We start from the raw sequence: 26,133 nt of genomic DNA, 5'->3' as shown, positions 1-26,133 counted from the left end.
CCTCTTAAGAACAACAATATTCGCACCAAGCGAAATCGCAGGCTAAAACGTCATGCTTAAATCATACGTGCTATGGGTCGCCCTGAAGTTCACCCAGCATGAACTCTGGGCCATCAACTTCGCCCTTCTCCGCCCTCAGCTTTCCCTCTTTGGAGCTGCCTCTCTGTGGGTCTGGATCTTCCCGCCACTGATCAGCCTCGGGCTTGTGCTCGGCTATATGATGGAGAACTTCCCGACCGCAGGTTCTGCCGTGAACCTCGTTATCGGCCTCCCAAGTCTTCTCATCCTCGCCTATTGGGTGTTCCGCTGGTACTTCATCTGCCTCGCTCTGATGTTCGGCCGCCGTACTATGGCAGAAAAGAAGAGAGCAGAAGTCAGCGCACGAATCCAGAAACTGCTGTCAGCCTAAGTCAGGTTCCTGCTGTTTGTAGTTTGTTTCTCTTCCGAATCTAATTCAGTTTCATATCCGAATCCAAAAGGCCGAGCCTCAGTTAAGAGACGCGGCCTTTTGTTAATTCTGGAAATGAGATCAGTTAGTTCTGAATGCCCAGCAAGCGACAGACTTCGTCAAGCTGCTCAACGTTCTTGTACTTGATCTTAAGCTCACCAGTGCCCTTTTCGGTCTTGTGAGCGATAGCCACCTTAAGACCCAAACCGTCTGTCAGACGCTTCTCCAGAGCCCGTGTATCCGCATCCTTTTCAGGCTTCGGAGCGGCTTCTTTCTTCTGGAACAGATCCGGGTTCTGAGCCAGGCGTTCTGCATCACGAACAGTGAGCCCCTTCTCCACGATAAGCTCAGCCAAAGCAGCAGGATCTTCTGCGGTGATCAGCGCACGCGCATGACCAGCGGTGAGAAGGCCTTCAGCTAGATAATCCTTCACTGAGTTTGGCAGTTTCAGCAGACGCAGCGTATTCGCCACATGGCTGCGGCTCTTGCCGATAACCTTGGAAAGCTCAACCTGACTGTAAGAGAATTCTTCGATCAGCTGATCGTAACCCAGCGCTTCTTCGATCGGGTTCAGGTCCGCACGCTGCACGTTTTCGATGATCGCGAGCTCAAGCGCTTCCTGATCAGTCACCTCACGGATAACAACAGGCGCCTCATGGAGACCAGCTTTCTGAGCAGCACGCCAACGACGTTCACCAGCAATGATCTCAAAATGACCTGGCTTGTTCGGACGAGGACGCACCAGAATTGGCTGCACAATCCCCTTTTCACGAACGGATTCGGTCAGGTTATTGAGATCATCTTCTACGAATGATTTCCGAGGGTTACGTGGGTTTGGCTGCAGGTACTCAATCGGCACCTTGCGCACATCACGGTTACGTTCTGGTGTGGAGACAACTGGCTCTGAGTTTACGTCACCCAACAGCGTTGCAAGGCCGCGCCCTAGTCGCTTATTGGTTCGCCCTGCTTCCTCAGTTTTCGCCATTTCAATTCCACCTATTCACATTCTTGGAGCGTCGGAGTCGGCAGCCCCTTCCCGCACGGTTGCGGGTCAAATAACAAAACTCTTGTCTTTAAGAAGCGACAGCCAGATCAGGCAGCCGCCATCCGCATGTCACGCTCGCGCTGAATAATTTCGGAAGCGAGTCGTAAATAAGCCTGCGAACCGGAACACTTCAAATCATAAAGCAAAGCTGGCTTACCATAAGATGGAGCCTCAGAAACGCGAACGTTCCGTGGGATCACAGTTTCATAAACCGCATCACCCATGGTTTCGCGCACGTCCTGCACAACCTGACTGGAGAGGTTGTTACGGCTGTCATACATGGTCAGCACAATACCGTGGATGCTCAGCTCTGGGTTCAGAGACTGTTTCACCTGCTCAACAGTGCTCAGCAGCTGGCTGAGACCTTCCAGAGCAAAGAATTCGCACTGCAACGGCACCAAAATGCTGTGAGATGCTGCCAAGGCATTGATAGTTAACAGGTTTAGAGATGGTGGACAGTCCACCAACACGTAGGAATACCCCTGCGCTCTACCCATTTCAGCAGCCTGTGCCATACCAGAAATCGCGTTGCGAAGACGGAATGTACGATCAGGTGCGGATGAAATCTCCAGCTCTACCCCAAGCAAATCCATCGTTGATGGAGCGATCCATAAGCGCGGAACAGCTGTTTCAAGAACAGTCTGCTCAAGCGTGGAATCTCCGCTCAAAACATCATAGGTGGAATACTCGCGATCGACACGATCAATACCAAGACCAGTCGAGGCATTGCCCTGCGGATCAAGGTCAATAATCAGGACACGCTCGCCAATCGCGGCAAGTGCGGTGCCAAGATTAATGGCTGTTGTCGTTTTGCCTACGCCACCCTTCTGGTTAGCGATAGTCAAGACGCGAGGAGATTGCGGCAGTAAGCTCATCCGACAGCACCCTAGTTAGCGGTTTTCGGGTCAATTTTCGTAAGGACCAAAACGCGACTTAGCGGATCTACTAGACTTACTTTTTCTACCAGATCAATTGACCAGTCGGCAGATGCTTCTTCAATTTCGCGGCGAAAATCTTGGCCTTTGTGGAAAACAGCCGTCGCTCCACGCTGCACAAATTGCGAAGAAAACCCGCAAAGAACCTGCAAAGAAGCCAAAGCACGAGCAGAAACGCCCTCAATTGGAGCTTCCCAGCCTTTCGTAACGGCTTCGATTCTACCCGCATGAACTTTGACGTTACAGCCTGCTTCGCGCGCCACAGTGCGAAGGAACGCAGCCTTGCGCTGGTTGCTCTCAACCATATGCACGATGCCATCGTCCCCTTCCTGCTTCAGCAGCATGGCTGTCACAAGACCTGGGAAACCTGCACCACTTCCGAAATCAATCCAGGAGCGTGCATCCGGCAAACTGCGCTGAATCTGGATAGAATCGGCTACATGACGCATCCAGATGTCGTTCATGGTGGAAGGCGCGATCAGATTCTGTGCTGGCTGCCACTTGCGAACAAGGTCTACATAGATACTTAGACGCTCAAACGTTTCACGTGAAGCATCCTCATACATACGCATGACAGGTGTAATCTGGCTGTAATCAGCCCTTTTTTCGAATGACATACTAAACAGCACCAGCAATGTTTTTGCCTGAGCGGCGAATATACGCAAGCAGCAAAGTCAGCGCAGCCGGAGTAATCCCGTCCATGCGCGAAGCCTGCCCAATGGTAGAAGGACGCACAGCTTCAAGCTTCTGGCGTACTTCGTTGGAAAGTCCGGTCAAAGCCGTATAGTCAATCCATTCAGGAATAACCAGGTCTTCGTCCCGTTTCAGAGCCTCAATGTCAGCTGCCTGCCGCTCCAGATAAACCGCGTACATCGCGTCAATGGAAACCTGCTCGGCAACCTTGAGATCAAGATCCTTCAACTCATCAAAGATGCCCATAAGGTCTTTGAGAGTGATGTTTGGATATGCCAGCAAATCAAAGGCAGAGCGCTTCACGCCATCCTGATTTATCGGCAACCCCTTTTTACGACCCTCGTTGGGTGTAATTTTGACGGACTGCATCAAATCCTTTGTTTTCCGCAGCTTTTCCATCTTCGTTTCGAAAGCGACTCGACGAGTATCGCCAATACATCCCCACTCAATACCAAGCGGTGTGAGGCGCTGGTCAGCATTGTCTGCACGTAGTGTGAGACGATACTCCGCGCGGGATGTGAACATACGATACGGCTCAGAAACGCCCCGTGTGATGAGATCATCCACCATCACACCGATGTACCCGTCAGCACGTCCAACAGTCACCGGAGCGCCGTCCTGAGCGGTTCTGGCAGCGTTAAGGCCGGCAAGCAGACCTTGTGCCCCAGCCTCTTCATAACCCGTTGTACCGTTGATTTGACCCGCGAGGTAAAGGCCCTTCTGTTTCTTCACCTCAAGCGTATTGGTCAGCTCAGTCGGATCAATGTGGTCATACTCAATCGCATAAGCCGGCTTGAAGTACTCAACCTTCTCCAGACCCGGAATGGTCCGCAGAAACTCGATCTGCACATCTTCCGGCAAAGACGTAGAAATCCCGTTTGGATAGACCGTCGGATCATCCAGCCCTTCCGGCTCAAGGAAGACCTGGTGGCCATCACGATCACCAAAGCGAACGATCTTATCTTCAATGGACGGACAATACCGAGGACCCCTGCCCTTGATCTCACCGGAGTACATCGCTGAGCGCTTGATGTTGTCGCGGATGATCTTGTGCGTCTCAGGCGTAGTCCGTGTGATGTAGCATGGCACCTGACGGATCTGAATTTCATCAGTCAGCGTGGAGAATGGAATAGGCTCTTCATCACCTGGCTGCTCTTGCAGGATGTCCCAGTTGATCGTGCGACCATCCAGACGAGCTGGTGTACCGGTCTTCAATCGACCGAGACGTAAACCAATCTCTTCCAGAGACACAGACAGTCCAAGCGCAGGCGCTTCCCCGTCTCGACCTGCCGGGATCTGCTTGTCACCAATATGGATCAGACCACGCAGGAACGTACCGGTCGTGATAACAACAGCCTTCGCTGAAACCTGACGGCCATCACCAAGCACAACACCTTTCAGGATATCGCCCTCGCGGATCAGCTTGTCAGCCTCACCTTCGACCACGTCCAGATTAGCAATCGCCTTGATCTCAGCCTGCATCGCTTCGCGGTAGAGCTTGCGGTCTGCCTGAGAACGCGGCCCCTGCACAGCTGGTCCCTTACGACGGTTGAGCATGCGGAACTGGATACCAGAGGCATCAGCAACGCGGCCCATCAGCCCATCCAGCGCATCGATCTCACGCACCAGGTGCCCCTTCCCCAAACCGCCAATGGCCGGGTTACAAGACATCACACCAATGGTGTCGAAGCGATGCGTAATGAGCGCGGTATGAGCACCCATGCGCGCAGCCGCGGCTGCAGCTTCACAGCCTGCATGGCCGCCGCCAATTACGACAACGTCAAACTCAAGATCAAAATTATCAGACATTTCGGTCCTGCATTTCGCCCATCCAAATACAGAGAAAGCACAAGCCACATTCTCTGTGAGCCTCTGGACCATATGAAGGCCGCAGATAAAACTTGGGGGAATTAGAAGGGCAACTACCTATTTTCTTGGAGACTTGATACAACAGGTCACGCGCTGGGTCAAAGAAAACAGCGCAGTGAGTCGCCAATGCCGCAACATTAGTTATCCACGGGACTCACGTATTTTTCCCCACTGACTCACGATTCCCAATAAATGTTTCACGTGAAACATGGGCATTCTACATCTTTTATTTACCTACGCAGAAGTCGCGGAAGATGACATCCAGCAAGTCCTCGACGTCGATTCGACCTGTAATGCGGCCCAGCTGATCTGCTGCTCGGCGCAGGTCCTCTCCCCTCAGCTCAATCGGAAAACCTTCTGCCTGAATGCCACGATCCAGATCTTCCACGCACTGAGTGAGATGAGAGCGATGACGTTCACGGGTGATGAGCGGGTTTTCGATGAGCCCGATATTTCGTTCCGCAAACGACTCGAGACTTGATAGCAGTGTGTTCATGCCACCCTCTTCACGAACAGAGACATTGATCTCTTCTGTCGTTTCGAAGGAGTCATGATCAGCAATCGGACCCAGATCACTCTTGGTGTTGAGACGCCAGATCTCCGCCCCACTCTTAAGCAAGCTCTCTGGCAACTCCTCTGCTTCCACATTTGGAGCATGGGTCCAGAGAATGAGATCAGCTTTTTCAGCATGAACGAGAGCACGGCGAATACCCTCTTTCTCGATCATGCCAGCACTCTCACGAATGCCCGCGGTATCAATCAGCGTGACCGGATAACCACCCAGATCCAGATGCACCTCCAGCACATCACGAGTGGTGCCAGCCTCAGGAGTAACGATCGCCACATCACGTTGAGCAAGCTTATTCATCAAACTGGACTTGCCCGCATTAGGCGGTCCAAGCAGAACAACCTGCAGACCAGAGCGCAGACGCTCCCCTCTCCGCGCATCAGAAAGGTGGGCAACAATCTGGTCACGAAGCTTCGCCAGCTCCACCCAGATTTCATCAGCTACGGAATCTGGAATGTCATCTTCATCGGAGAAGTCGAGCTCAGCCTCAATCATCGCACGGCTGCGGATCAGCGTTTCGCGCCACTGCGAATAGAGATCACCAAGTGCTCCATCCATCTGACGCTGAGCCTGCCGACGCTGCGCATCGGTCTCTGCATCAATCAGATCAGCAAGGCCTTCAACCTCGGTCAGGTCGAGCTTGTTGTTATGAAATGCCCGACGCGTGAACTCACCCTGCTCTGCGGGACGTGTCTTTTCAAAAGTAGAAAGCGCCCGCAGCACCGCCGCCACAACAGCGCGGCCACCATGACAATGCAGTTCAACAGTGTCCTCACCGGTGAAACTGCCCGGTCCTTCGAACCACAAAATCAGCGCATGATCGAGAACAGAACCATCTACAGGGTCCCATAATTTCTTAAGGCATGATTCACGTGAAACAGGGAATTTGCCCTTAATCAGCTTTCTCAGGATTGGCCCGGACTGAGGACCTGATAAACGGATAACAGCAACACCTGAAGGAAGTGCGCCGCTAGAAACTGCATAGATGGTTTCCTGTTGTGTATTCATTCCACGTCCGGTTCTTAATTCGCTATGTTATCACGCAGTGACTGCGTTAAACCTACCCTATTCGCCAAGCAATACCTTGAACTCAGGATCACCTCTTTATGAGCAGAAATCGCTTAACGAACGCTTCAAGCCCTTACCTTCTTCAACACCAAAACAACCCTGTCCACTGGTGGGAATGGAGCAAGGAAGCACTGGAAGAAGCACAAAAAACAAACAAGCCAATTCTGCTGTCTGTTGCTACTCCGCCTGCCATTGGTGCCATGTGATGGCTCATGAAAGTTTTGAGGATGAAGCAACAGCCGCTCTCATGAATGAGCATTTCGTCAACATCAAGGTAGACCGTGAAGAACGCCCTGACATCGACCAGATCTATATGCAGGCTCTTCATATGCTTGGTCAACAGGGTGGTTGGCCGCTGACCATGTTCCTCACTCCGGAAGGAGATCCATTCTGGGGTGGCACTTATTTCCCGAAAGAAGCACGACATGGCTCTCCTGCATTCAAGGATATTCTGACTGCCATCTCTCAAAGCTTCATCGCTGATCGGGACACCATTGAAGAGAACCGACAGGCCATCAGTCAGGCTCTCAACAAACCACCAACAGAAGCCTCCCCTCTTTCAAGCTTCCTGATCACAGCTGCTGGCAAGCAACTCTTCAACATGCAAGACGATGTTGAAGGCGGCATGAAGGGCGCACCAAAGTTCCCTCAGGCCTCTGTTCAGGAGCTCATCTTCAGAACCTCCAAAGCGCAGAAGAACACCTTCATGCGTGACCAGTTTTTGAAAACCACAGCAGCTATTTCTCAGGGCGGCATCTACGATCATGTGGGAGGTGGCCTGGCTCGTTACGCAGTCGACTCTATTTGGCTGGTCCCTCATTTTGAAAAGATGCTCTACGACAACGCACAGTTCATCGAGCATCTGAGCTGGGCCTATCAGGAAACAGGTGACGAACTGTTTCACATCCGAATCCAAGAAGTGGTCGATTGGCTTGAGCGGGACATGAAGTTGCCTGAAGGTGGCTTTGCCTCTTCCATGGATGCAGACAGCGAAGGCGTTGAAGGCAAGTACTATGTCTGGAGCTATGACGAACTGAAGAGTCTCCTCCCAGCAGAACACTTCGATCTGTTCATCACCACCTATGACGTCACACCCGATGGCAACTGGGAAGGCAAGGTCATCCTCAACCGACGTCACTCCCCTGCTCTGCTTAACGCTGCTGAAGAGGAAGCTCTGGCAACGTGCAGAGCGATCCTGCTTGAACACAGAGCAACACGCATTCCACCTCACAAAGACGACAAGGTGTTGGCCGACTGGAACGCCATGCTCATCTGTGCGCTGGTAAAAGCAAATGCTCTTGTTTCACGTGAATCTATGCGCACTTCTGCCAAGGCCGCTTTCGCCTTCATCACAGAGCATATGTTCGTGGATGGAAAGCTCAGCCATTCCTGGCGACAAGGCCAGCGACTGGAAGTCGGCTTCGCCTCTGACTACGCATGGGCCGCAAGAGCAGCGCTCGCCTTGTACAGATCGGAACCGAATCCTTCCGAGAAGCAGAATTATCTGAGACAGGCCGAAGAATTCCTGAGCATCCTGAAGGAGCGCTTCACTCACTCCAATGGCGGCTTCTACATGACAGACAAGGATGCGGATGATCTCATCCTTCGTCCGTATCACGCTTATGATGAGGCAACGCCAAACTACAATGCAGTGGCCGCCCTCGCCTTCTCAGAGCATTGGATCCTGACAGGTGATGCATCTTCCCGTGATGTCGCCGATGGAACTTTGAACGCATTTGCGGCGGATGTTCCAAACAACATCTTCGGCACAGCATCTCTACTCACAGCACTTGATACGCGTACTCGCTTCAAGAAAGCGCTTGTTGTTCTGGGAACCGGTTCGGACTCGAATCCAATGATGCAGGCCCTGCACTCACAAGCTGACCCTGCCCTCTATGTGGATGTCATCCCAGCAGGATCATCCAAGCCTGTAGAGTTGGAAAACTCATCCTGGAACACAGATGAAACCACCGTCTTCATCTGCTCCGAAAAAGGATGTTCCCTGCCAGCAACCACACCTGAACAGGTGAAGGATCAGATTTGATCTGCAGATAAATTAAACGCTGACTCACAGTTTCACGTGAGTCAGCGTTGCTATTTAGACTTCTGAAAGTATGGGTGATTCACGTGAAACATCACAGATTTCACAGGAAGCCTGTTCAAGCTTTCCCATCACTCCAGCTCTTGGATACGCTTTCAAAACGATCCTTGTTCAAGCGATAAAGCACATGCCGTAGCAGAGGGTGTCCCTCCTCCAGCATTGGATGATCAAAATCATCAGCTGGGTTTCTCTCCATACCCAGACGCTGCATCAGCTTTTGTGACCGCCAGTTCGTCTCAGTGGTGAAAGCAACAATCTCATCAGCCTCAAGAGTTTCGAACCCGAATCCAAGCCAGATCTTTGCAGCTTCCTGCGCCACGCCCTTTCCCCATGCATCAGGATCAGTCGCCAGCCAATCTCAACACATGGATCAAATGGAAGCGGCTTTGGATAGGTTGGAATGTTCAAACCACAAAAGCCAAGAAACCGTCCTGATGCTCGGTCTTCTACAACAGGACATGCAAAACCCAACTCATCCTGCTTAGCCATCAACCGCTCAAGCATATGAGCACTCTCATCGCGAGACATCACATCCGGGAAGAATTCCATCACACGTGGATCAGAGTTCATCTCAACCAATCCGTCCAGATCCCGCTCTTCCCACTTCCGCAACACAAGTCGCTCAGTCTCAATACGTGGGCACTTATCAATTAATGTCTCAACCATTTTCACATTCCAAATACATCTTCTTTGAAAGCCGATACAAAACATGTCGGCATAGCGGATGTTCAACAGGCACACCCGGAAAATCAAAATCCTCAGCTGGATCATAAGCCATGCCAAGCTTCTCCATCACGCGCCGTGACTTATGATTTTGAACAACAGTGAACGCCACAACTTCATTTAGCTGAAGAGTTTCGAACCCGAATCCAAGCCAGAAGTTTGCCGCTTCAACTGCAATCCCCTTCCCCCATGTCTCCGGGATCAGCTGCCAGCCAATCTCGACACAAGGATCAAATGGCAACGGTCCGCCATAAGCAGGGATGGCTAAACCGCAGTAGCCGAGGAAGGCACCAGTCTGTTTATCCTCAACAACGGGAAAACAAAACCCATCTTCTTCCTGCCGTTGAAGGGCACGCTTTAAAGCACTCTCACTTTCTTCAGCACTAGGCCTTTTACGAAAGAACTCCATGACTCTCGGATCAGTGTTCAGCTTGATCAGCCCATCCAGATCACTCATTTGCCATTTGCGAAGAACAAGGCGCTCAGTCTCAACACGCGGACATTTATCTATCAGTGTCTCAACCATGTGCCTGCTCCCGGAACTGATCCTTTGAAAGGCGATACAAAACATGCGGCTTCAATGGATGTCCGTCCTCGATCAGCGGGTGATCAAAGTCCCCTGAAGCATCCCGCAGCATACCTAGTCTCTGCATGACTTTTTCAGAGCGCCAATTGATGCGGGACGTGAAGCTCACAACCTCATTGAGCTGGAGAGTTTCGAACCCGAATCTAAGCCAGATCCTTGCTGCTTCCTGAGCAACTCCCCTCCCCCATGCATCAGGTATCAAACGCCATCCAATCTCCACACAGGGGTCGAAGGGCAGCGGTTCTGGATAGGTCGGCACCCAAGCCCACACAACCCCAGAAACCTCCCTGTGACCTTCTCCTCGACCACAGGCGTACCAAAGCCAAACTTCTCCTGCTTGAACAAGAGACGCTCAAACATCCGCTCACTATCCTACCTGGACATCACTGCAGGAAAGAACTCCATGACCGTCGGATCTGCGTTCATCCCAACGAGACCCTCCAAATCTCGCATCTCCCATTTCCGCAACACCAAACGCTCCGTCTCAATACGCGGAGATTTATCGATTACATCTTCAATCATGCCCCTGCCCCAAGTACCGTTGCCCTGTCATTTTGTAGAGCACTTGCCTTTTGAGCCTGTGCCCATCCTCAAGCATAGGATGTTCAAACTCTCCAATGCGCTCCATCCCAAGACGCTGCATTACCTTCTCAGAGCGATGGTTCTGTATGGGAGTGAAGCTGACAATCTCGTTGAGCTGAAGAGTTTCGAGTCCGAATCTAAGCCACGTTTGTGCGGCTTCTGTCGCGATCCCTTTTCCCCACTCATTGTGTAAGAGCCGCCAACCGATTTCAACACAGGGACCAAATGCGAGATGATCCTGATAACCGGGAACCTTCAACCCGCAATATCCCAAAAAGCGTTCACTTCCCTTTTCAGAGATAACCGAAAAGCAAACCCCATCCTGTTGCTGCGCATCCATGTAACGCGCCAGCATACTCTCACTCTCAGCATAAGACAGAACCGACGGGTAAAACTCCATCACCCTCGGATCAGCATTCATCTCCGCCAAGCCATCCAGATCGCGCGCTTCCCACTTCCGCAAAACAAATCGCTCTGTAGTAAGGCGCGGACAACAGTCAATCACAGCCTCAACCATTGGCTTGCGTCAGAAACTGTTCTGCAGAAATCCGATACAGCGCATGCCGGCACAAGGGATCATCAACGGGCACATTAGGAAAGTCGAAGTCTTCAGCAGGATCATACCTCATGCCAAGCTTCTCCATCACCCGTCGCGACTTACGATTTTGCACAACGACAATGGCGACAATTTCATCGAGCTGAAGTGTTTCGAATCCGAATCCAAGCCAGAACCTTGCCGCTTCAACAGCAATGCCCTTTCCCCACGCCTCAGGGATAAGACGCCAACCAATCTCAACACAAGGCTCACATGGAAGAGGATCACTGTAGCCCGGAACATTAAGACCACAGAACCCAAGGAAGGCACCCGTCTCTTTATCTTCCACCACGGGAAAACAAAACCCATGCTTCTCTTGCTGCTGAAGACTAATCTCAAGATACCGACAAGCTTCCTCCGGAGAATGCAGCGATGGGAAAAACTCCATCACCCTCGGATCCCCATTCATGCGGATCACCCCATCCAAATCCCGCTCCTCCCACTTCCGCAGAACAAGCCTCTCAGTCTCAACCCGCGGGCACCTCTCTATCAATATCTGTGTCATTTAAATGCCTAAAATATTGCTCTTTAGAAAGCCGGTACAAAGCATGCCGACATAAGGGATCATCAGTCTCAACACCGGGAAAGTCAAAGTCTTCAGCTGGATCATGGATCATTCCAAGCTTCTCCATGACGCGCCGCGATCGGAGATTTTGAACAACAGTAAAGGAGACAACTTCTTCAAATTGCAGTGTTTCGAATCCGAATTTAAGCCAGATGTTAGCCGCTTCAACTGCAATCCCCTTCCCCCAGGCTTCAGGGATAAGACACCAGCCCATTTCAATACATGGCTCAAAAAACAGAGGCTCTTGGTACAAAGGAACGTTAAACCCGCAGAACCCAAGAAAAGCCCCTGTAGCCTTATCTTCGATAACAGGAAAACAGAAACCATCTTTCTGTTGCTTCAATAAATGGACTTCCAGCAGAAAAGGTGTTTCTTCCGGTGAGTTTAAGGTTCGGAAAAATTCCCCGACCTTTGGATCAGTATTAAGACGATAAAGACCATCTAAATCCCGCGGTTCCCACTTACGCAAAACAAGTCGATCAGTTTCAATACGCGGACATTTATCTAAAGCTGCTAGTTTCATATGCGTCTCATCTAAACTGGCTATCAAGGTTCTCAAATGAATGGCGTATCTCATTGAGAACAAAAACTCATTTGCGGCAGATATTAAACTTCGTACCCTTCCCCGAAGTTGCAGCAGTTCGCTGGTAGATAATTTTATTCAAATACATTGAGTTCAAAACAAAAAAGCCCCGCTCACCGAATTGGCGAGCGGGGCCGATAAATTCGGTTTCCAATAAACTTATGTGTTCATGGAGTCGAAGAAATCATCGTTGGACTTGGTCTGACGCAGCTTGTCGAGCAGGAACTCAACGGCATCAACAGTACCCATCTGGCTGAGAATACGACGCAGAACGAAAGTCTTCTTGAGCTTATCAGCAGGAACAAGAAGTTCTTCCTTACGAGTACCGGAGCGCTGAATATCAACGGCTGGGAACACGCGCTTATCAGAGATCTTACGATCCAGGATAATCTCGGAGTTACCAGTACCTTTAAATTCTTCGAAGATAACCTCATCCATACGGCTGCCGGTATCGATCAGAGCCGTTGCGATGATGGTCAGAGAGCCACCCTCTTCAATGTTACGGGCAGCACCGAAGAAGCGCTTAGGACGCTGCAGGGCGTTTGCATCAACACCACCAGTCAGAACCTTACCGGAGGAAGGCACAACGGTGTTGTAGGCACGGCCAAGACGCGTAATGGAGTCCAGAAGGATCACAACATCACGACCATGTTCGGTCAGACGTTTTGCCTTCTCAATTACCATTTCAGCAACCTGAACGTGACGCGAAGCTGGCTCATCAAAGGTGGAAGACACAACTTCACCATTCACGGTGCGCTGCATGTCCGTCACCTCTTCCGGGCGTTCGTCGATCAGAAGAACGATCAGGTAACACTCTGGGTGATTGGTAGTGATGGAATTCGCGATATTCTGCAAGAATACTGTCTTACCGGTACGAGGCGGTGCAGTAATCAGTGCGCGCTGACCTTTACCAAGCGGCGCAACCAGATCAATGATGCGAGCAGAGATATCTTTTGATGTGTTGTTCTCAATCTCAAGATTGAAACGTTCATCAGGGTAAAGCGGTGTGAGGTTGTCAAAATGAACTTTGTGACGCGCCTTTTCAGGGTCTTCAAAGTTGATTTTGTTGACCTTCAGAAGGGCGAAGTAACGCTCACCTTCTTTAGGACTACGGATCTGACCTTCTACAGTATCACCGGTGCGCAGAGAAAAGCGTCGGATCTGTGAAGGAGAAACGTAAATATCATCGGGGCCCGGCAAGTAGTTTGCATCTGGTGAACGGAGGAATCCAAATCCATCTTGGAGGACCTCTACGACACCTTCGCCGATGATTTCAATATCTTGTTCTGCAAGTCTTTTAAGAATGGCAAACAGAAGCTCCTGTTTACGCATGGTGCTTGCATTTTCAACTTCATGCTCCTCAGCGAATGCAAGGAGTTCAGTTGGGGTTTTGGATTTAAGGTCTCTGAGTTTCATTTCCCGCATCAATAGGATCGTCTTTACTAAGGGTTCTAGACTTGCTTTAGCTTATCAGGCTGAAGAACTTTCGAACTCTAAACGTTAGGGGGGAATTGCAGCTCACCTGGATTCGAATTTAATCGACCTTCGATAATCACCAGGAGATCAGTGATCACTCAAGCTGCATCGTGAAGTTGCGGGGACAATAACTAATCGAATTCAATTCGGCAAGTGCTTATTGCCCACTAATTCTCCTAATTTTTCAATATTAGTTTCCGAAAGTTCGGATCACCTAGGGTTTAAATATCACCAGGAACACAATTGCAACCATTAATAGTGTCGGTATTTCATTAATAATTCTAAAGTAGCGTTCACTATTCTTATTTTGATCCTGCGCAAACTTGGTGACATGACGCGAAAGCATCACGTGATATATCGTCATCAGTATTACGAGCGAAAACTTCAGCATAAACCAAAGATCAAAATACGCATCGAGCAGATAAACCAGCCACAATCCGAAAATCCATGTGGCCATCATGGAAGGGGCCATGATCGCTTTAAGCAACCGGCGCTCCATGATTTTGAAGGTCTCGCTCTTATCAGAACCGATCTCAGCGGTTGTGTGATAAACAAAAAGGCGCGGCAGGTAGAACAAACCCGCCATCCAGGCGATCACAGAAATAATGTGTAGGGACTTCGCCCAGGAATATGCATCTTCCATAATCCGCGCCTCTAATTCTTCAGTGCTGCTTACAGGCCTTTAACCCGCTTTACCATCTCAGCAACATGTTCTGGCGGAGTTTGCGGAACAACGCCATGACCAAGGTTAAAGATGTGCGGACCATTACCAAGAACTTCGAGAGCGTGATCTATTCCAGTTTCAAGCGCACGTCCACCGGCAACAAGACGCATTGGATCCATATTTCCCTGAACAGGCACAATTTTCTGGATTTCTTGAGCAACTTCAGCCGGAACAGTCCAGTCCAGACCGACAGCATCAACGCCAGTGCCTTCAACATAGCGCTTCAAACGAGCTGCTGATGCTTTCGGGAAACCAATGATCTTTGCGTTCGGACGCTGAGCCTTCACGCCATCAACGATCTTGCGGGTCGGGCCAACAGACCACTGCTCAAATCCGATGTCATCCAGAACACCTGCCCAGGTGTCAAAGATCTGCAGCGCATCAGCACCGCCATCCAACTGAGCCACCAGATAAGTGATGGAAGCTTCAACGAGCTGATCAATGAAAGCAGTAAGCAGCGCAGGATCCTTGTAGGAGCCGATACGAGCGGCAACTTGGTCCTGGGTGGTGTGACCTGCCACTGAGTAGCAAGCAACCGTCCACGGGGCTCCGCAGAAGCCCAGAAGGGTGGTTTCAGTCGGTAGCTCCGCTCTCAGACGCTCAACTGTGGCAATAACAGGAGCCAAATGCTCCATCGTCCTAGCTTGATCAAGCTTTTCAACCTGTTCGATAGAAAGTGGTTCGAGAACTGGTCCTCGACCCTCCTCAAAATTTACAGGGTAGCCAAGCGCATCTGGAACAACGAAGATGTCAGAAAATAGGATGGCAGCATCAAAGCCATACCGGCGAATTGGTTGGAGAGTAACCTCTGTTGCAAGATCGGTGTTGTAACAGAAGTCCAGAAAGTTCGGAGCCTTTGCGCGCTCGGCTCTGTACTCAGGCAAATAGCGGCCTGCTTGACGCATCATCCAGATTGGTGGGCGTTCAAGTTTCTCGCCTGCCAAAACGCGCATTACCGCTCTTTCATGAGATTCCATAAATCGCCTCTTTTTCCCAAGCCTGCTTAAAAAGAATCCTCTTTAGAGGAAGTTTCTATTTCTATTAGTGAGTGAATAGCAGGGATCAATTTCGTTCCACAATTCCTAACTGAGAAAACCCAAATAGGAAAAGTCAAAGATCAAATTCAACCAAGACTCTCAACAGGAGTCGAAAACAAATTGTTTTTTCTAAAGATTCAATGGGTTACAATCTGGAAAATAACCACAGATCACAGTTTATCCCGTAAGCTGTGCTGTGAATCTTTTGCGTGGGCAATGTGCAATCCCGTTTATCCAAGTCGTTTCGAAATCAGTATTCTCAAAATATGGAATTGTTGACGGATTAGGGTCAACGGGCATTAATTTGGAAGCACAGTGAGATTTGGGTAGTTATCCCTGATCTCTCAGGAATGTTGAGGATGATACCTTGGGTAACCACTCTAACTATTTCCATTTACACATGGTTTCGGATTCAACGGGCGAAACTTTGATGACAATTGTGCGGGCTGCGACCGCGCAATATGAGAATATTCAGCCTATTGAGCACGTTTATCCGCTGATCCGTCATGACAAACAGTTGAGTAGAGTCCTCGAAGAGATTGAATCTGCTCCCGGAATCGTACTCTACACACTTGTGGAACAATCCTATGCCCGCCGCTTGGAGCGCAAATGTCAGGATCTTGGTCTGCCATGTGTGAATGTTCTCAAACCCGTCTATCAGGTCTTCCATAGCTATCTGAACGTCACAGAAACGTGGCGCGTTGGCGGACAGCACGTGATGGATGAGGAATACTTCCAGCGAATGGAAGCTATGAACTACACCATGTTGCATGATGACGGCCAAATCGCTGGGGTTTTGGAAGAAGCAGACGTTATTCTTGTCGGCATCAGCCGAACCTCAAAAACGCCCACATCCATCTATCTGGCAAACAGGGGCATCAAAGCGGCCAATATTCCGCTTATTCCCAACATGCGCCCTCCCCGCCAGCTTCTGAAAGCTAGGAAACCCCTTGTGGTGGGCCTGATGGCCACCGCAGAACGAATTCGGGATATTCGCCAGAACCGTATTCTTTCGCTCGATGCCAAAACTGATAACGACACCTACGTTGACCGCAAATCAATCGCCAAGGAGATTGCGATGTCGAAACGGTTGTGCGCTGAAAATGGCTGGCCTCTGATCGATGTAACTCGCCGTTCTATTGAAGAAACGGCCGCAGAGATCATGGATTTGCTCCGAAAGCATAAAAATGAGCAAAAAGAGACAGAAGAATATTGAGAAGCATCGCGCTTTATCCCAATAAACAGCACAAGAAATCCTCAGATTGAGAAAGCAGAGTATGACTCGACTGGTATTAGCGAGCGGAAGTAAAATTCGCGCGACTCTCTTGGAAAATGCAGGCCTGATCTTTGATCGTATCCCGGCTAACGTTGATGAGCGTCAGATTGAAGAGCCATTGCTTTCCACTGGTGTGGACCCAGAAACTATTGCAGCCAAATTGTCCGTTGCGAAAGCGAAAGAAGTTTCTGCACGAAATCACGGTGCTTACGTAGTCGGAGCGGATCAGATCCTGGCTTTTGAAGGAAAACGCCTTGTTAAGCCGGAAGATCTGAAAGCGGCTCGCAAACAATTGGAAAGCTTTTCAGGCAAAAGCCATGCCCTTCACTCTGCAGCTTGCGTGGTGAAAGACGGCGAAGTTGTTTGGGAAGGCATTTCAACAGCGATCCTGCATGTACGTGATCTCTCCGCAGATTTTCTGGATTGGTACATCGAGCAGACCGGAACCGAAATCCTCTCCAGCGTTGGCGCTTATCAGCTGGAAGCAGAAGGCGTTCAGCTCTTTGAGAAGATTGAAGGCGACTACTTCACAGTTCTTGGCCTCCCTCTCCTCAGCCTCCTGTCCTTCCTTCGTGACATCGAGGTGCTGAAGAAATGAGGAACGCGGCAGTCACAGGTCACCCAATCGGCCACTCCAAATCTCCTTTGATCCACGGCTACTGGCTCAAGCAGCATGGTATTGAGGGCAGTTACATTGCACAGGACGTTCCTCCTGAGACTGCCAAGGCTTCTACGGCTCTTTGGCTGAGCACGGCTTTGTCGGCTGCAACGTGACTATTCCCAACAAGGAACATGCCTACAACTCTGCTGAAAAACTTGATGACGCAGCCAAAATGATTGGCGCGGTCAACACACTTTGGCTGGATGAAGCAGGCGTTCTCAACGGTTCAAACACCGATGGGCTCGGTTTCCTGGGCAATCTCGACCAGATGCTGCCAAACTGGGATAACAATGGGAACAAAGCCATTGTTTTAGGGGCTGGTGGTGCTTCCCGGGCGATTATCTGGGCGTTGCTCTCCAGAGGATACACAGAAGTGTATATTGCCAACAGAACTTTGGAAAAAGCCCAGAAACTAGCCGATCATTTTGGTCCAAATACCATCGCAATCGCGTGGGATACTCTGGGGGAAAAGCTTGGAGAAGCAGATCTTCTGGTGAACACGACCTCACTTGGTATGACTGGACAGCCAGAATTAAATATTGATCTTGATAACCTGTCGAAATCAGCAGTTGTGACGGATATAGTTTACTCTCCGTTACAAACAAAACTGCTTCGGGACTCTGCGGAACGTGGAAACCCGACTGTAGATGGTCTGGGTATGTTGCTTCATCAGGCAGTACCGGGATTTGAAAAATGGTTCGGAGTTCGCCCGGAAGTTACCGATGAACTTCGTGAGATCATACTGAAAGAAATGGGACTTGCCTGAATGGTTATTCTCGGTCTGACCGGCTCAATTGGAATGGGGAAATCAACCACCTCAAAGCTCTTCGCAGAGGCAGGAGCAGCTGTTTACGATGCAGACGCCGCCGTCCATGCACTTTACGCCGGCAAAGCCGTAGAGCCTGTCGGCAAGGCTTTTCCGGGCACTGTGAAAGATGGCCGGATCGACCGGGAAGCCCTTGGCAAGATCGTTCTGAACGACAAAGCCAAAATGATGCTCCTCGAAAGCCTCATCCACCCGCTCGTCCAGGAAGTTGAAACCGCGTTTCTGGAGCAAGCCAAAAAAGATCGCCGCAAGGTCGTCGTTCTCGATGTCCCTCTCCTCTTCGAAGTCGGCAAACACAAGACCGTCGATGCCGTTGTCGTGGTTTCTGCACCACATGATGTGCAGCGCAAGCGTGTTCTTGAAAGAGCAGGCATGACAGAAGAGAAATTTGAGGCTATCAACGCGAAACAACTTAACGACGCAGAAAAACGCAAAAGAGCGCACTTTATTGTCGACACTGGCCGGGGTATCGAACCAGCCCGTCGCGCTGTGGGTGCTATCATGCGGGCTGTGTCCTCCATCGCTTCTAGAACGGTGTAATTATGCGCGAAATCTCCTTCGATACGGAAACCACAGGCCTGAATCCGCTTGATGGTGACAGGCTGGTTGAAATCGGTGGAGTGGAGCTCATCAACTTTATCCCGACAGGCCGCACCTGCCACCTCTACGTCAATCCGCAGCGCGACATGCCGGAAGAAGCCTTCCGCATCCACGGTCTTTCCGCTGAGTTCCTCTCAGACAAGCCTGTTTTTGCTGATGTTGCGGATGAATTTCTTGATTTTGTTGGCGATGCCCGCCTCGTCATTCACAACGCACCGTTCGATATGGGCTTCATAAACATGGAGCTCGCCCGTTGTAATAAGCCAAAGATTTCAAACACTCAGGTGTTGGATACGCTCAAACTGGCACGGCGCAAGTTCCCAACCGGCTCCGTATCCCTCGATGCGCTCTGCTCCCGATATGGCATAGATAACTCCAAGCGTGTCTACCACGGCGCGTTGCTTGATGCCGAACTGCTGGCTGAAGTTTATCTGGAGATGAACGGCGGTAAGCAGAAAAACCTCGGCCTGATGCCGGATGACGAGGCGATCGACCTCGACAACATCGGCGATGATCAGCCAAAACAACGCATTGCCGCCAAACAGCGCCCTGTTCTCCTCTCCCCTGCCCTGTCAGAGGAAGAGATCGAAGCCCACGCCAAGTTCATCGCAGGTATGAAAACCGACCCTGCATGGAACAAGTATCTGAAGTAAGGCACAAACAAAAAGCGCTTCAGATTTCTGGAGCGCTTCAATCTCTTATCAGAGCATAGATGGCAGAACGCGATCCGGTGGACGGTGCCCGTCCATGAAGGCTTTGATATTGATGATAACCTTCTCACCCATATCAATACGCCCCTCAATGGTCGCAGACCCCATGTGAGGCAGCACAACCACTTTGTCTGAAGCAACCAACTTCGGATTGATCGCTGGTTCGTGCTCAAACACGTCCAGCGCCGCCCCTGCAAGCTCACCCGCTTCGATCTGACGGATCAACGCATTCTCATCAACAATCTCACCACGAGCAGTGTTCACGATATACGCATCCGGCTTCATCAGCTTCAGACGACGTGCGGAAAGCAGGTGGTAAGTGCCCGGCGTATGCGGGCAATGGATAGATACAACGTCCATACGCGCAAGCATCTGGTCGAGGCTCTCCCAGAAAGTGGCCTCCAGCTGTTCTTCAAGCTCCAGTGGCTCGCGAATTCGGTTGTGGTAATGGATAGACATACCAAACGCTTTTGCGCGTCTGGCGACCGCCTGACCGATCCTGCCCATACCGATAATACCGAGGCGCTTGCCCCAGATCCGGCGACCAAGCATCCAGGTCGGAGACCAACCATCCCATTCCTTGTTCTCAATCTTCTTCATGCCTTCAGAAAGGCGACGAGGAACAGCAAGAATAAGCGCCATGGTCATGTCTGCGGTGTCTTCAGTCATCACACCAGCAGTGTTGGTTACAGCGATGCCGCGGTTATTTGCGGAGATCACGTCGATATTGTCGACGCCATTGCCGAAGTTGGCGATCATTTTCAGATTAGGGCCAGCCTGAGCCAAAACCGAAGCGTCAATGCGATCTGTAACGGTGGGGACGAGTACATCAGCAATTTTGACGGCTTCTACGAGCTCAGCTTGGGTAAATGGCTTGTCATGCTCATTCAGGCGTGTGTCGAAAAGCTCGCGCATGCGGGTTTCAACAACATCCGGCAGCTTCCGCGTCACAACCACAATAGGCTTCTTTTTTGGCATCGTCCCCGCCTTCTGTCAAAAATTTGAAGTTTTTTAACCCTGCCTTATTCACCATATGAGTCAATGACTCAAAGGTCTTAGAGGCTGTCAAAGTTTCATTACCAAATGTTCCGGTGAAAACAAGACTTGTCAAACACGTCTACATCTAATAGCAGCCACTATCGGAAATCGCGAGATCTAAGGTATGATACTTGTGTCTCGATTTTAGTGAAAATTACGGATTAGCCTACGGGAAGTTTTGGTATCGCTATGAAAAATAAAAGTTTTCGTGCTCTTGGTGCCCTTGCAGCTGCTTTTCTATTATTCCTCTTTGTTTCCCCATCCGTAATTACTGCTCAGGCGCAGTCTGCGGGTTCTGGCGTGTCTGGTCTTCCTGTTCCACGTTTCGTGAGCCTCAAATCAGACCGTGTAAACGTCCGCAACGGCCCAAGCAGAAAACACGACATTGGTTGGACTTTTGTTCGCAGCAGGCTGCCGGTTGAAGTTGTACAGGAATACGACGACTGGCGCCGCATTCGCGATTGGGAAGGTAAAGAAGGCTGGGTTTTCAAAACCCTCCTCACTGGTTACCGCTCTGCGCTGGTAACACCATGGCTGGTAAATACCGTGGAAACCACCCCTCTTCGCAAGCGCCCTGGCCCAAATGAAGAGATCGTTGCGTTCCTTGAACCACTTGTGCTGGCAGGTGTTGTTGAATGCACAGACGGTTACTGCCGCATCTCCGGGAAGGAATTCGAAGGCTGGGTGGATCAAAGCAGATTGTTCGGTGTCTACAAAAACGAAACGATCAATAATTGATCTCGCCAGCTAAGCTAATCAAAGAAAAAGCTTCTGAGTTTCCTCAGAAGCTTTTTTGATATCTATTTGACTAATCAGAAAATGCTTAGACCGTCTCTTTTTCCCGGTTCATCTTTTCAGCTGTTTTCAGCTCTTCCAGACGTGGCATGGAAACGATGTTGTAACCGGAATCCACAAAGTGAACTTCACCTGTCACCCCGCCAGACATCTCTGAAAGTAGATAAAGGGCGGAACCACCAAGCTGCTTGCTCGTGACTGGTTGCTTCAGCGGAGAGTTATTCTGCTGGAAGTTAAACATCAAACGAGCATCCGAAACGCCAGCCCCAGCAAGCGTTCGAACTGGTCCTGCAGAAATCGCATTCACGCGAATGCCCTGATCACCAAAGTCCATCGCCAGATAGCGGACAGAAGCCTCCAGAGCCGCCTTAGCAACACCCATGACGTTGTAATTCGGCATTACACTGGTCGCGCCGCCATAGGTCAGCGTCAGCATGGAGCCACCGTTCGGCATCAACTCCGCTGCACGCTTTGCAATCTCCGTAAATGAGAAACAGGAGATCTGCATGGTGCGGGCAAAGTTATCGCGGGAAGTATCGGCATAACGTCCTCGCAGCTCAGATTTGTCTGAGAACGCAATTGCGTGCACAAGGAAATCGATGGTCCCCCATTTTTCCTTGAGCTGAGCGAAGACGTTATCCACGCTATCAATGTCTTCCACATCACATGGAACAAGCAGATCGCAGCCAATACCGTCGGCTAGCGGCTTTACGCGTCGGGCAAAGGCATCACCTTGATAGGTGAAGGCCATTTCAGCACCTTGTTCTGCAAGAGCTTTGGCAATGCTCCAGGCAATGCTGTGGTCATTGGCAACGCCCATAATCAGACCACGCTTGCCTTGCATAAGCTTGCTCATAGAAAACTCCTGTAATCGAAATCAAAGGAGCTGAGCAAGCCCAGCACCTCAAACTTAGTCTTTGTAGCGCTTAAACACGACAGTTGCGTTGGTACCGCCAAAGCCAAAGCCGTTAGACAGAACGCAGTTTAGCTCTGCATTATCTACGCGCTCTCTTACGATTGGCATATCCTCAAAATCCGGATCCAATTCTTCAATATGCGCAGAAGCAGCAATGAAATTGCCTTCCATCATAAGTAGAGAATAGATCGCTTCATGAACGCCAGCAGCACCCAGTGAGTGACCAGAAAGCGCTTTAGTCGCAGAAATTGGCGGAACCTTGTCACCGAATACGGCGCGGATTGCTTCGATTTCTTTGATGTCACCAACAGGTGTGGAAGTTGCGTGTGGGTTGATGTAGTCAACGTCACAATCAACGTCCTTCAACGCAATCTTCATGCAGCGTGCTGCGCCTTCACCGCTTGGTGCAACCATGTCGTGACCGTCAGAGGTCTGGCCGTAACCTACGATTTCTGCATAGATTTTCGCGCCGCGAGCTTTTGCATGCTCAAGTTCTTCAAGAACCAGAACACCGCCGCCGCCAGCAATAACAAAGCCATCACGGTTCTTGTCGTATGGACGAGAAGCCGTAGAAGGAGTGTCGTTGTACTTGGAAGACATTGCGCCCATCGCGTCGAACAGGTTGGAGAGTGTCCAATCCAGTTCTTCACCACCGCCAGCAAAAACCACGTCCTGTTTACCCCATTGAATCAGCTCGAAAGCATTACCAATACAGATATTGGTCGTCGCACAAGCTGCGGAAATGGAGTAGTTGACGCCGTGAATCTTGAACGGAGTTGCAAGTGTCGCAGAGTTCGTGGAGCTCATAGCTTTCGGAACTGCGGTTGGCCCGATACGACGTGGACCTTTTTCACGAGTGATATCCGCAGCTTCAACGATCGCTTTGGTAGAAGGACCACCAGAGCCCATGATCAGGCCAGTGCGTTCATTGGTGACCAGATCTTCGGAAAGACCCGCATCCTCAATCGCCTGCTCCATGGCCATGTAGTTCCATGCAGCGCCTGCGCCCATAAAACGAGCAGTACGGCGACCAAGTGCTTCTAAAGGATCCAGGTTAGGGGCACCGTGAACCTGACAGCGGAAGCCGAGCTTCTCATAGTCTTCAGCAGCAACAATGCCTGATTTACCTTCGTAAAGGCTTTGCTTGACCTCTTCAGCATTGTTGCCAAGAGGAGAAACAATACCCATACCAGTAACAACCACACGCCTCATCTAAGGTCTCCCGTGGGCTAAGCGGTCCAAACGGACCAAATTCCAAAAAAGGGTTCGTCATTCCGCATGACAAACCCTCGCATAATTTGATTACTTATTTTGCTTCGTCTTGAAACAGACCAACGCGCAGGTCTTTCGCAACAAAGATAGTCTCACCGTCAGCTTTCACCCAGCCATCAGCGATTGCCAGTTTCAGGCGGGAGCGCATAACGCGCTTCATATCAACGCCAAATTCCAGCATTTTTACGTCAGGAGTAACCTGACCTGTGAACTTTACTTCACCGGTAGAAAGTGCACGACCACGACCAGGCTCGCCCAACCAGCCAAGGTAGAAGCCAGTCATTTGCCACAGCGCATCCAAGCCGAGACAGCCAGGCATTACAGGATCACCCTGGAAGTGACATTCAAAGAACCAGAGATCTGGATTAATGTCGAATTCAGAACGGATTACACCCTTGCCGTGCTCTCCACCTTCCTCGGAAATTTCAGTGATGCGATCAAACATCAGCATAGGAGGAAGTGGCAGCTGTGCATTGCCTTGGCCAAACAGCTCACCGCGACCACAGGCCAGCAGAGCTTCTTTATCGTAGCTTGAACGCTTCTCGTGCATTCTATTCCCGCATAATTTGTCGTTTGTGTTAGGCCAGAAAACGTAGGGTTCACCTTACCTAAACGTAACGATGGTTCTAAGTATTAACTGTTCGGGCCTTCCTAACACACGAACCCGAAGATCGAAAGAGCGATGTATGTGAGTTTGCGTGTGCTCAATGTACGCAGTTGTGTTAAACTTATACTATTCTTATTATTGTTATAAGCAGTCCGGTTATTCCTGCTTGTTTTTAGCTTGATGTATCAAGGGTTATGTTCCCTTATATTGAGAGTGCTTGGGTGCAGGTCAATAGGTTGCTTTTAATCTAATGCTGGTAGAATTGGTGCGTAGGTGTTAAAACATCAGCACCCTAAAGAACTAAAGTAGGAAAAAATGAGCTCGCAGATTGCTAACGATCATCAAGATGTAACAGGGATGCTAAGAGACGCAGGTCTGCGCCCTACACGTCAGCGCGTTGCTCTGGCTGAGCTTCTTTATTCTCAGGGTAATCGCCACATTTCGGCGGAAGTCCTTCACGAAGAAGCTATCCTCGCAAACGTGCCTGTTTCCCTGGCAACAGTTTACAACACGCTTCATCAGTTCACCGAAGTTGGTTTGCTGCGCGAAGTTGCTGTTGAAGGAACAAAGACTTACTTCGACACCAACACCTCTGAGCACCATCACTTCTTCCTGGAAGATGAAAACCGTGTGATTGATATTCCGGACAGTGGCCTGACATTGGACAACTTGCCAGTACCACCTGAAGGAATGGAAATTTCCCGCGTGGAAGTTGTTGTTCGCCTTCGCAAAAAGCAGACGCACTAAGCGCTTCTGCTTTTAGTCAGGCAGCATTTTTCAAAATTTTCTCTTTGCTCTTGCAAAGATCATAGATGATGCAGCGGTCACAAGCCGGTTTGCGTGCCTTACAGATGTAACGGCCGTGCAAAATGAGCCAGTGATGCGCATGCTGCATGAAGTCTTGCGGTATCACCTTCTCGAGTTTTTTCTCGACATCCAGCGGCGTCTTGCCGGGGGCAAGGCCGAGCCTGTTCGCAATTCTGAAAAGATGTGTATCAACCGCGATTGTTGGCTGCCCAAAAGCAATATTCAGCACAACATTTGCGGTTTTCCGGCCAACGCCCGGTAATGCTTCCAGCTCTTCACGTGTCTGAGGAACCTGCCCACCATGCTGCTCAATCAGCATTTGCGAGAGCAGGAACGTGTTTTTCGCCTTGTTCTTGTAAAGCCCAATAGTCCGGATTTCTTCGCGGATCTTGTCCTCACCAAGCGCAACCATCTTCTCAGGCGTGTCTGCAATCTGGAACAGATGCTTTGTCGCTTTGTTTACGCCGGCATCGGTTGCCTGAGCAGATAACACGACAGCCACCAACAGTGTGAACTCATTGGAATGGTTGAGCTCTCCTTCCGGTTCCGGGTTGTCTTTTTCGAATGTCGCAAAGATCTCGTAAATCTCGGCTTTAGAATACCTTGATCGGGAAACCGGCTTTTTGCGTGTACTGGAAGAAGATGCAACCTTCTTTGTTTTGGTGGCGTCAACCATAGGACTCTCGAAGGAAATAAGTGACTTTGCGTAGGCTCTGAAAGCTCTATACTCTGAAGAGATAAAGAGTAGCAATGAAACAGAGTGCGAAATAGCACCAATGCCCCATGATCTTCAAAAGCGGGAGCCTTATCCCCCTTTCTTTCAGGCTGTTCTAACCCCGCACCGCTCACTATCTCGCCGAGGCGTGAACATCGTTCTCTGGTGCGCAGGCTTGATTGTGGCCTTTTACTCGATTGTTCTGGTCCTCATGGGCCTCTGGCCCGCTCCAATTCTGCTTTCCCTACCATCTTGTTCCTCTGGCTGGCCTTCCGGCACAACTTCGCAACCGCTGAAACTTACGAGGAAATT

27 protein-coding genes and 3 pseudogenes are annotated in these 26,133 nt (G+C 50.3%); 10 read left to right on the top strand and 20 right to left on the bottom strand.

The window, feature by feature from the left end:
• Positions 1-52 precede the first annotated feature (52 nt).
• Complete coding sequence (locus JCM12308_RS22220; protein WP_054785118.1) at positions 53-409, top strand: hypothetical protein; 357 nt, start codon at positions 53-55, stop codon at positions 407-409.
• Between the two features lie 124 nt (positions 410-533).
• On the opposite strand, the gene JCM12308_RS22215 is transcribed toward JCM12308_RS22220, so the two are convergent.
• From JCM12308_RS22215 to mnmE, 5 genes are all read right to left on the bottom strand, one after another.
• Entirely contained in the window at positions 534-1,433 is a 900-nt protein-coding gene (locus tag JCM12308_RS22215) for a ParB/RepB/Spo0J family partition protein (protein ID WP_008550316.1), read from the bottom strand.
• A gap of 107 nt (positions 1,434-1,540) precedes the next feature.
• Positions 1,541-2,368 (bottom strand): ParA family protein, encoded by an 828-nt coding sequence (locus JCM12308_RS22210; protein ID WP_008550276.1) that lies wholly within the window; start codon positions 2,366-2,368, stop codon positions 1,541-1,543.
• Positions 2,369-2,379: 11 nt separating this feature from the next.
• Positions 2,380-3,045 (bottom strand): 16S rRNA (guanine(527)-N(7))-methyltransferase RsmG, encoded by a 666-nt coding sequence (gene rsmG / locus JCM12308_RS22205; RefSeq protein WP_306303371.1) that lies wholly within the window; start codon positions 3,043-3,045, stop codon positions 2,380-2,382.
• 1 nt (position 3,046) lies between these two features.
• Positions 3,047-4,930 (bottom strand): tRNA uridine-5-carboxymethylaminomethyl(34) synthesis enzyme MnmG, encoded by a 1,884-nt coding sequence (mnmG, locus tag JCM12308_RS22200; RefSeq protein WP_054785117.1) that lies wholly within the window; start codon positions 4,928-4,930, stop codon positions 3,047-3,049.
• A gap of 286 nt (positions 4,931-5,216) precedes the next feature.
• Positions 5,217-6,566 carry a tRNA uridine-5-carboxymethylaminomethyl(34) synthesis GTPase MnmE gene (gene mnmE / locus JCM12308_RS22195; RefSeq protein WP_054785116.1) on the bottom strand — a complete coding sequence of 450 codons (1,350 nt, stop codon included), beginning with the start codon at positions 6,564-6,566 and terminating at the stop codon, positions 5,217-5,219.
• 98 nt (positions 6,567-6,664) lie between these two features.
• Here mnmE and JCM12308_RS22190 point away from each other — a divergent pair.
• Positions 6,665-8,670 (top strand): annotated as a pseudogene (locus JCM12308_RS22190) (thioredoxin domain-containing protein).
• Positions 8,671-8,785: 115 nt separating this feature from the next.
• Here the strand turns inward: JCM12308_RS22190 and JCM12308_RS22185 are convergent.
• The 10 genes and pseudogenes from JCM12308_RS22185 to hemE form a co-directional block, all read right to left on the bottom strand.
• A pseudogene (locus JCM12308_RS22185) lies at positions 8,786-9,393 on the bottom strand (GNAT family N-acetyltransferase).
• A complete protein-coding gene (locus tag JCM12308_RS22180) occupies positions 9,386-9,976 on the bottom strand; it encodes a GNAT family N-acetyltransferase (protein WP_083416813.1) in 591 nt (196 codons plus the stop codon). The pseudogene JCM12308_RS22185 and the gene JCM12308_RS22180 overlap by 8 nt, the downstream one beginning before the upstream one ends.
• Positions 9,969-10,307, bottom strand: coding sequence for a GNAT family N-acetyltransferase (locus JCM12308_RS31810; RefSeq protein ID WP_083416814.1), 339 nt, complete (start codon positions 10,305-10,307; stop codon positions 9,969-9,971). The genes JCM12308_RS22180 and JCM12308_RS31810 overlap by 8 nt, the downstream gene beginning before the upstream one ends.
• 101 nt (positions 10,308-10,408) lie before the next feature.
• Positions 10,409-10,558, bottom strand: a complete 150-nt coding sequence (locus tag JCM12308_RS31805) for a GNAT family N-acetyltransferase (RefSeq protein WP_244271995.1) — start codon at positions 10,556-10,558, stop codon at positions 10,409-10,411.
• Positions 10,551-11,135 (bottom strand): GNAT family N-acetyltransferase, encoded by a 585-nt coding sequence (locus tag JCM12308_RS22170; RefSeq protein WP_054785115.1) that lies wholly within the window; start codon positions 11,133-11,135, stop codon positions 10,551-10,553. Before JCM12308_RS22170 ends, JCM12308_RS31805 begins: the two co-directional genes overlap by 8 nt.
• Positions 11,128-11,718, bottom strand: coding sequence for a GNAT family N-acetyltransferase (locus JCM12308_RS22165; RefSeq protein ID WP_054785114.1), 591 nt, complete (start codon positions 11,716-11,718; stop codon positions 11,128-11,130). The genes JCM12308_RS22170 and JCM12308_RS22165 overlap by 8 nt, the downstream gene beginning before the upstream one ends.
• A complete protein-coding gene (locus tag JCM12308_RS22160; protein WP_054785113.1) occupies positions 11,681-12,301 on the bottom strand; it encodes a GNAT family N-acetyltransferase in 621 nt (206 codons plus the stop codon). Before JCM12308_RS22160 ends, JCM12308_RS22165 begins: the two co-directional genes overlap by 38 nt.
• Positions 12,302-12,520: 219 nt before the next feature.
• Complete coding sequence (rho, locus tag JCM12308_RS22155; protein WP_014283257.1) at positions 12,521-13,786, bottom strand: transcription termination factor Rho; 1,266 nt, start codon at positions 13,784-13,786, stop codon at positions 12,521-12,523.
• A 265-nt stretch (positions 13,787-14,051) separates the two neighbouring features.
• Positions 14,052-14,480, bottom strand: coding sequence for a protoporphyrinogen oxidase HemJ (hemJ, locus tag JCM12308_RS22150; protein WP_008550558.1), 429 nt, complete (start codon positions 14,478-14,480; stop codon positions 14,052-14,054).
• Between the two features lie 29 nt (positions 14,481-14,509).
• On the bottom strand, positions 14,510-15,538 hold the full coding sequence (hemE, locus tag JCM12308_RS22145; RefSeq protein WP_041767802.1) for a uroporphyrinogen decarboxylase: 1,029 nt from the start codon (positions 15,536-15,538) through the stop codon (positions 14,510-14,512).
• A 427-nt stretch (positions 15,539-15,965) separates the two neighbouring features.
• Between hemE and JCM12308_RS22140 the strand changes: the two genes are divergently transcribed.
• The 5 genes and pseudogenes from JCM12308_RS22140 (at position 15,966) to dnaQ (ending at position 19,614) form a co-directional block, all read left to right on the top strand.
• The gene (locus JCM12308_RS22140; RefSeq protein WP_075698400.1) at positions 15,966-16,814 is read left to right on the top strand and encodes a pyruvate, water dikinase regulatory protein; all 849 of its coding nucleotides are present in this window, start codon (positions 15,966-15,968) and stop codon (positions 16,812-16,814) included.
• A 61-nt stretch (positions 16,815-16,875) separates the two neighbouring features.
• Positions 16,876-17,472, top strand: a complete 597-nt coding sequence (locus tag JCM12308_RS22135; RefSeq protein ID WP_083416815.1) for a Maf family protein — start codon at positions 16,876-16,878, stop codon at positions 17,470-17,472.
• Positions 17,469-18,301: pseudogene (locus JCM12308_RS22130) on the top strand (shikimate dehydrogenase). The gene JCM12308_RS22135 and the pseudogene JCM12308_RS22130 overlap by 4 nt, the downstream one beginning before the upstream one ends.
• A complete protein-coding gene (coaE, locus tag JCM12308_RS22125) occupies positions 18,302-18,901 on the top strand; it encodes a dephospho-CoA kinase (RefSeq protein ID WP_014283261.1) in 600 nt (199 codons plus the stop codon).
• 2 nt (positions 18,902-18,903) lie between these two features.
• Positions 18,904-19,614, top strand: a complete 711-nt coding sequence (dnaQ, locus tag JCM12308_RS22120) for a DNA polymerase III subunit epsilon (protein WP_054785111.1) — start codon at positions 18,904-18,906, stop codon at positions 19,612-19,614.
• A gap of 48 nt (positions 19,615-19,662) precedes the next feature.
• Here dnaQ and JCM12308_RS22115 read toward each other — a convergent pair whose 3' ends face one another.
• The gene (locus JCM12308_RS22115) at positions 19,663-20,649 is read right to left on the bottom strand and encodes a 2-hydroxyacid dehydrogenase (protein WP_008550212.1); all 987 of its coding nucleotides are present in this window, start codon (positions 20,647-20,649) and stop codon (positions 19,663-19,665) included.
• Positions 20,650-20,898: 249 nt separating this feature from the next.
• On the opposite strand from JCM12308_RS22115, the gene JCM12308_RS22110 reads away from it, so the two are divergent.
• Complete coding sequence (locus JCM12308_RS22110) at positions 20,899-21,447, top strand: SH3 domain-containing protein (protein WP_008550430.1); 549 nt, start codon at positions 20,899-20,901, stop codon at positions 21,445-21,447.
• 85 nt (positions 21,448-21,532) lie between these two features.
• On the opposite strand, the gene fabI is transcribed toward JCM12308_RS22110, so the two are convergent.
• The 3 genes from fabI to fabA all read right to left on the bottom strand — a co-directional run bounded on the left by fabI (position 21,533) and on the right by fabA (position 24,242).
• Complete coding sequence (fabI, locus tag JCM12308_RS22105; protein WP_054785110.1) at positions 21,533-22,360, bottom strand: enoyl-ACP reductase FabI; 828 nt, start codon at positions 22,358-22,360, stop codon at positions 21,533-21,535.
• 54 nt (positions 22,361-22,414) lie between these two features.
• Positions 22,415-23,632, bottom strand: a complete 1,218-nt coding sequence (gene fabB, locus JCM12308_RS22100) for a beta-ketoacyl-ACP synthase I (protein ID WP_041767806.1) — start codon at positions 23,630-23,632, stop codon at positions 22,415-22,417.
• 94 nt (positions 23,633-23,726) lie between these two features.
• Positions 23,727-24,242: a 3-hydroxyacyl-[acyl-carrier-protein] dehydratase FabA gene (gene fabA / locus JCM12308_RS22095; RefSeq protein WP_008550291.1), complete on the bottom strand. Its 516-nt coding sequence runs from the start codon at positions 24,240-24,242 to the stop codon at positions 23,727-23,729.
• 372 nt (positions 24,243-24,614) lie between these two features.
• Here fabA and irrA point away from each other — a divergent pair, with 372 nt between their 5' ends.
• Positions 24,615-25,046, top strand: coding sequence for an iron response transcriptional regulator IrrA (gene irrA / locus JCM12308_RS22090; protein ID WP_008550507.1), 432 nt, complete (start codon positions 24,615-24,617; stop codon positions 25,044-25,046).
• Between the two features lie 16 nt (positions 25,047-25,062).
• On the opposite strand, the gene nth is transcribed toward irrA, so the two are convergent.
• A complete protein-coding gene (gene nth / locus JCM12308_RS22085) occupies positions 25,063-25,782 on the bottom strand; it encodes an endonuclease III (protein ID WP_008550121.1) in 720 nt (239 codons plus the stop codon).
• A gap of 100 nt (positions 25,783-25,882) precedes the next feature.
• Here nth and JCM12308_RS27960 point away from each other — a divergent pair.
• On the top strand, positions 25,883-26,133 hold a 251-nt coding region (locus JCM12308_RS27960; RefSeq protein WP_208978863.1), incomplete at its 3' end, for a DUF2244 domain-containing protein.

It is taken from the genome of Pseudovibrio denitrificans JCM 12308 (assembly GCF_001310815.1).
Lineage (GTDB): Bacteria > Pseudomonadota > Alphaproteobacteria > Rhizobiales > Stappiaceae > Pseudovibrio > Pseudovibrio denitrificans.
This window is presented reverse-complemented; position numbering and strand designations above follow the sequence as displayed.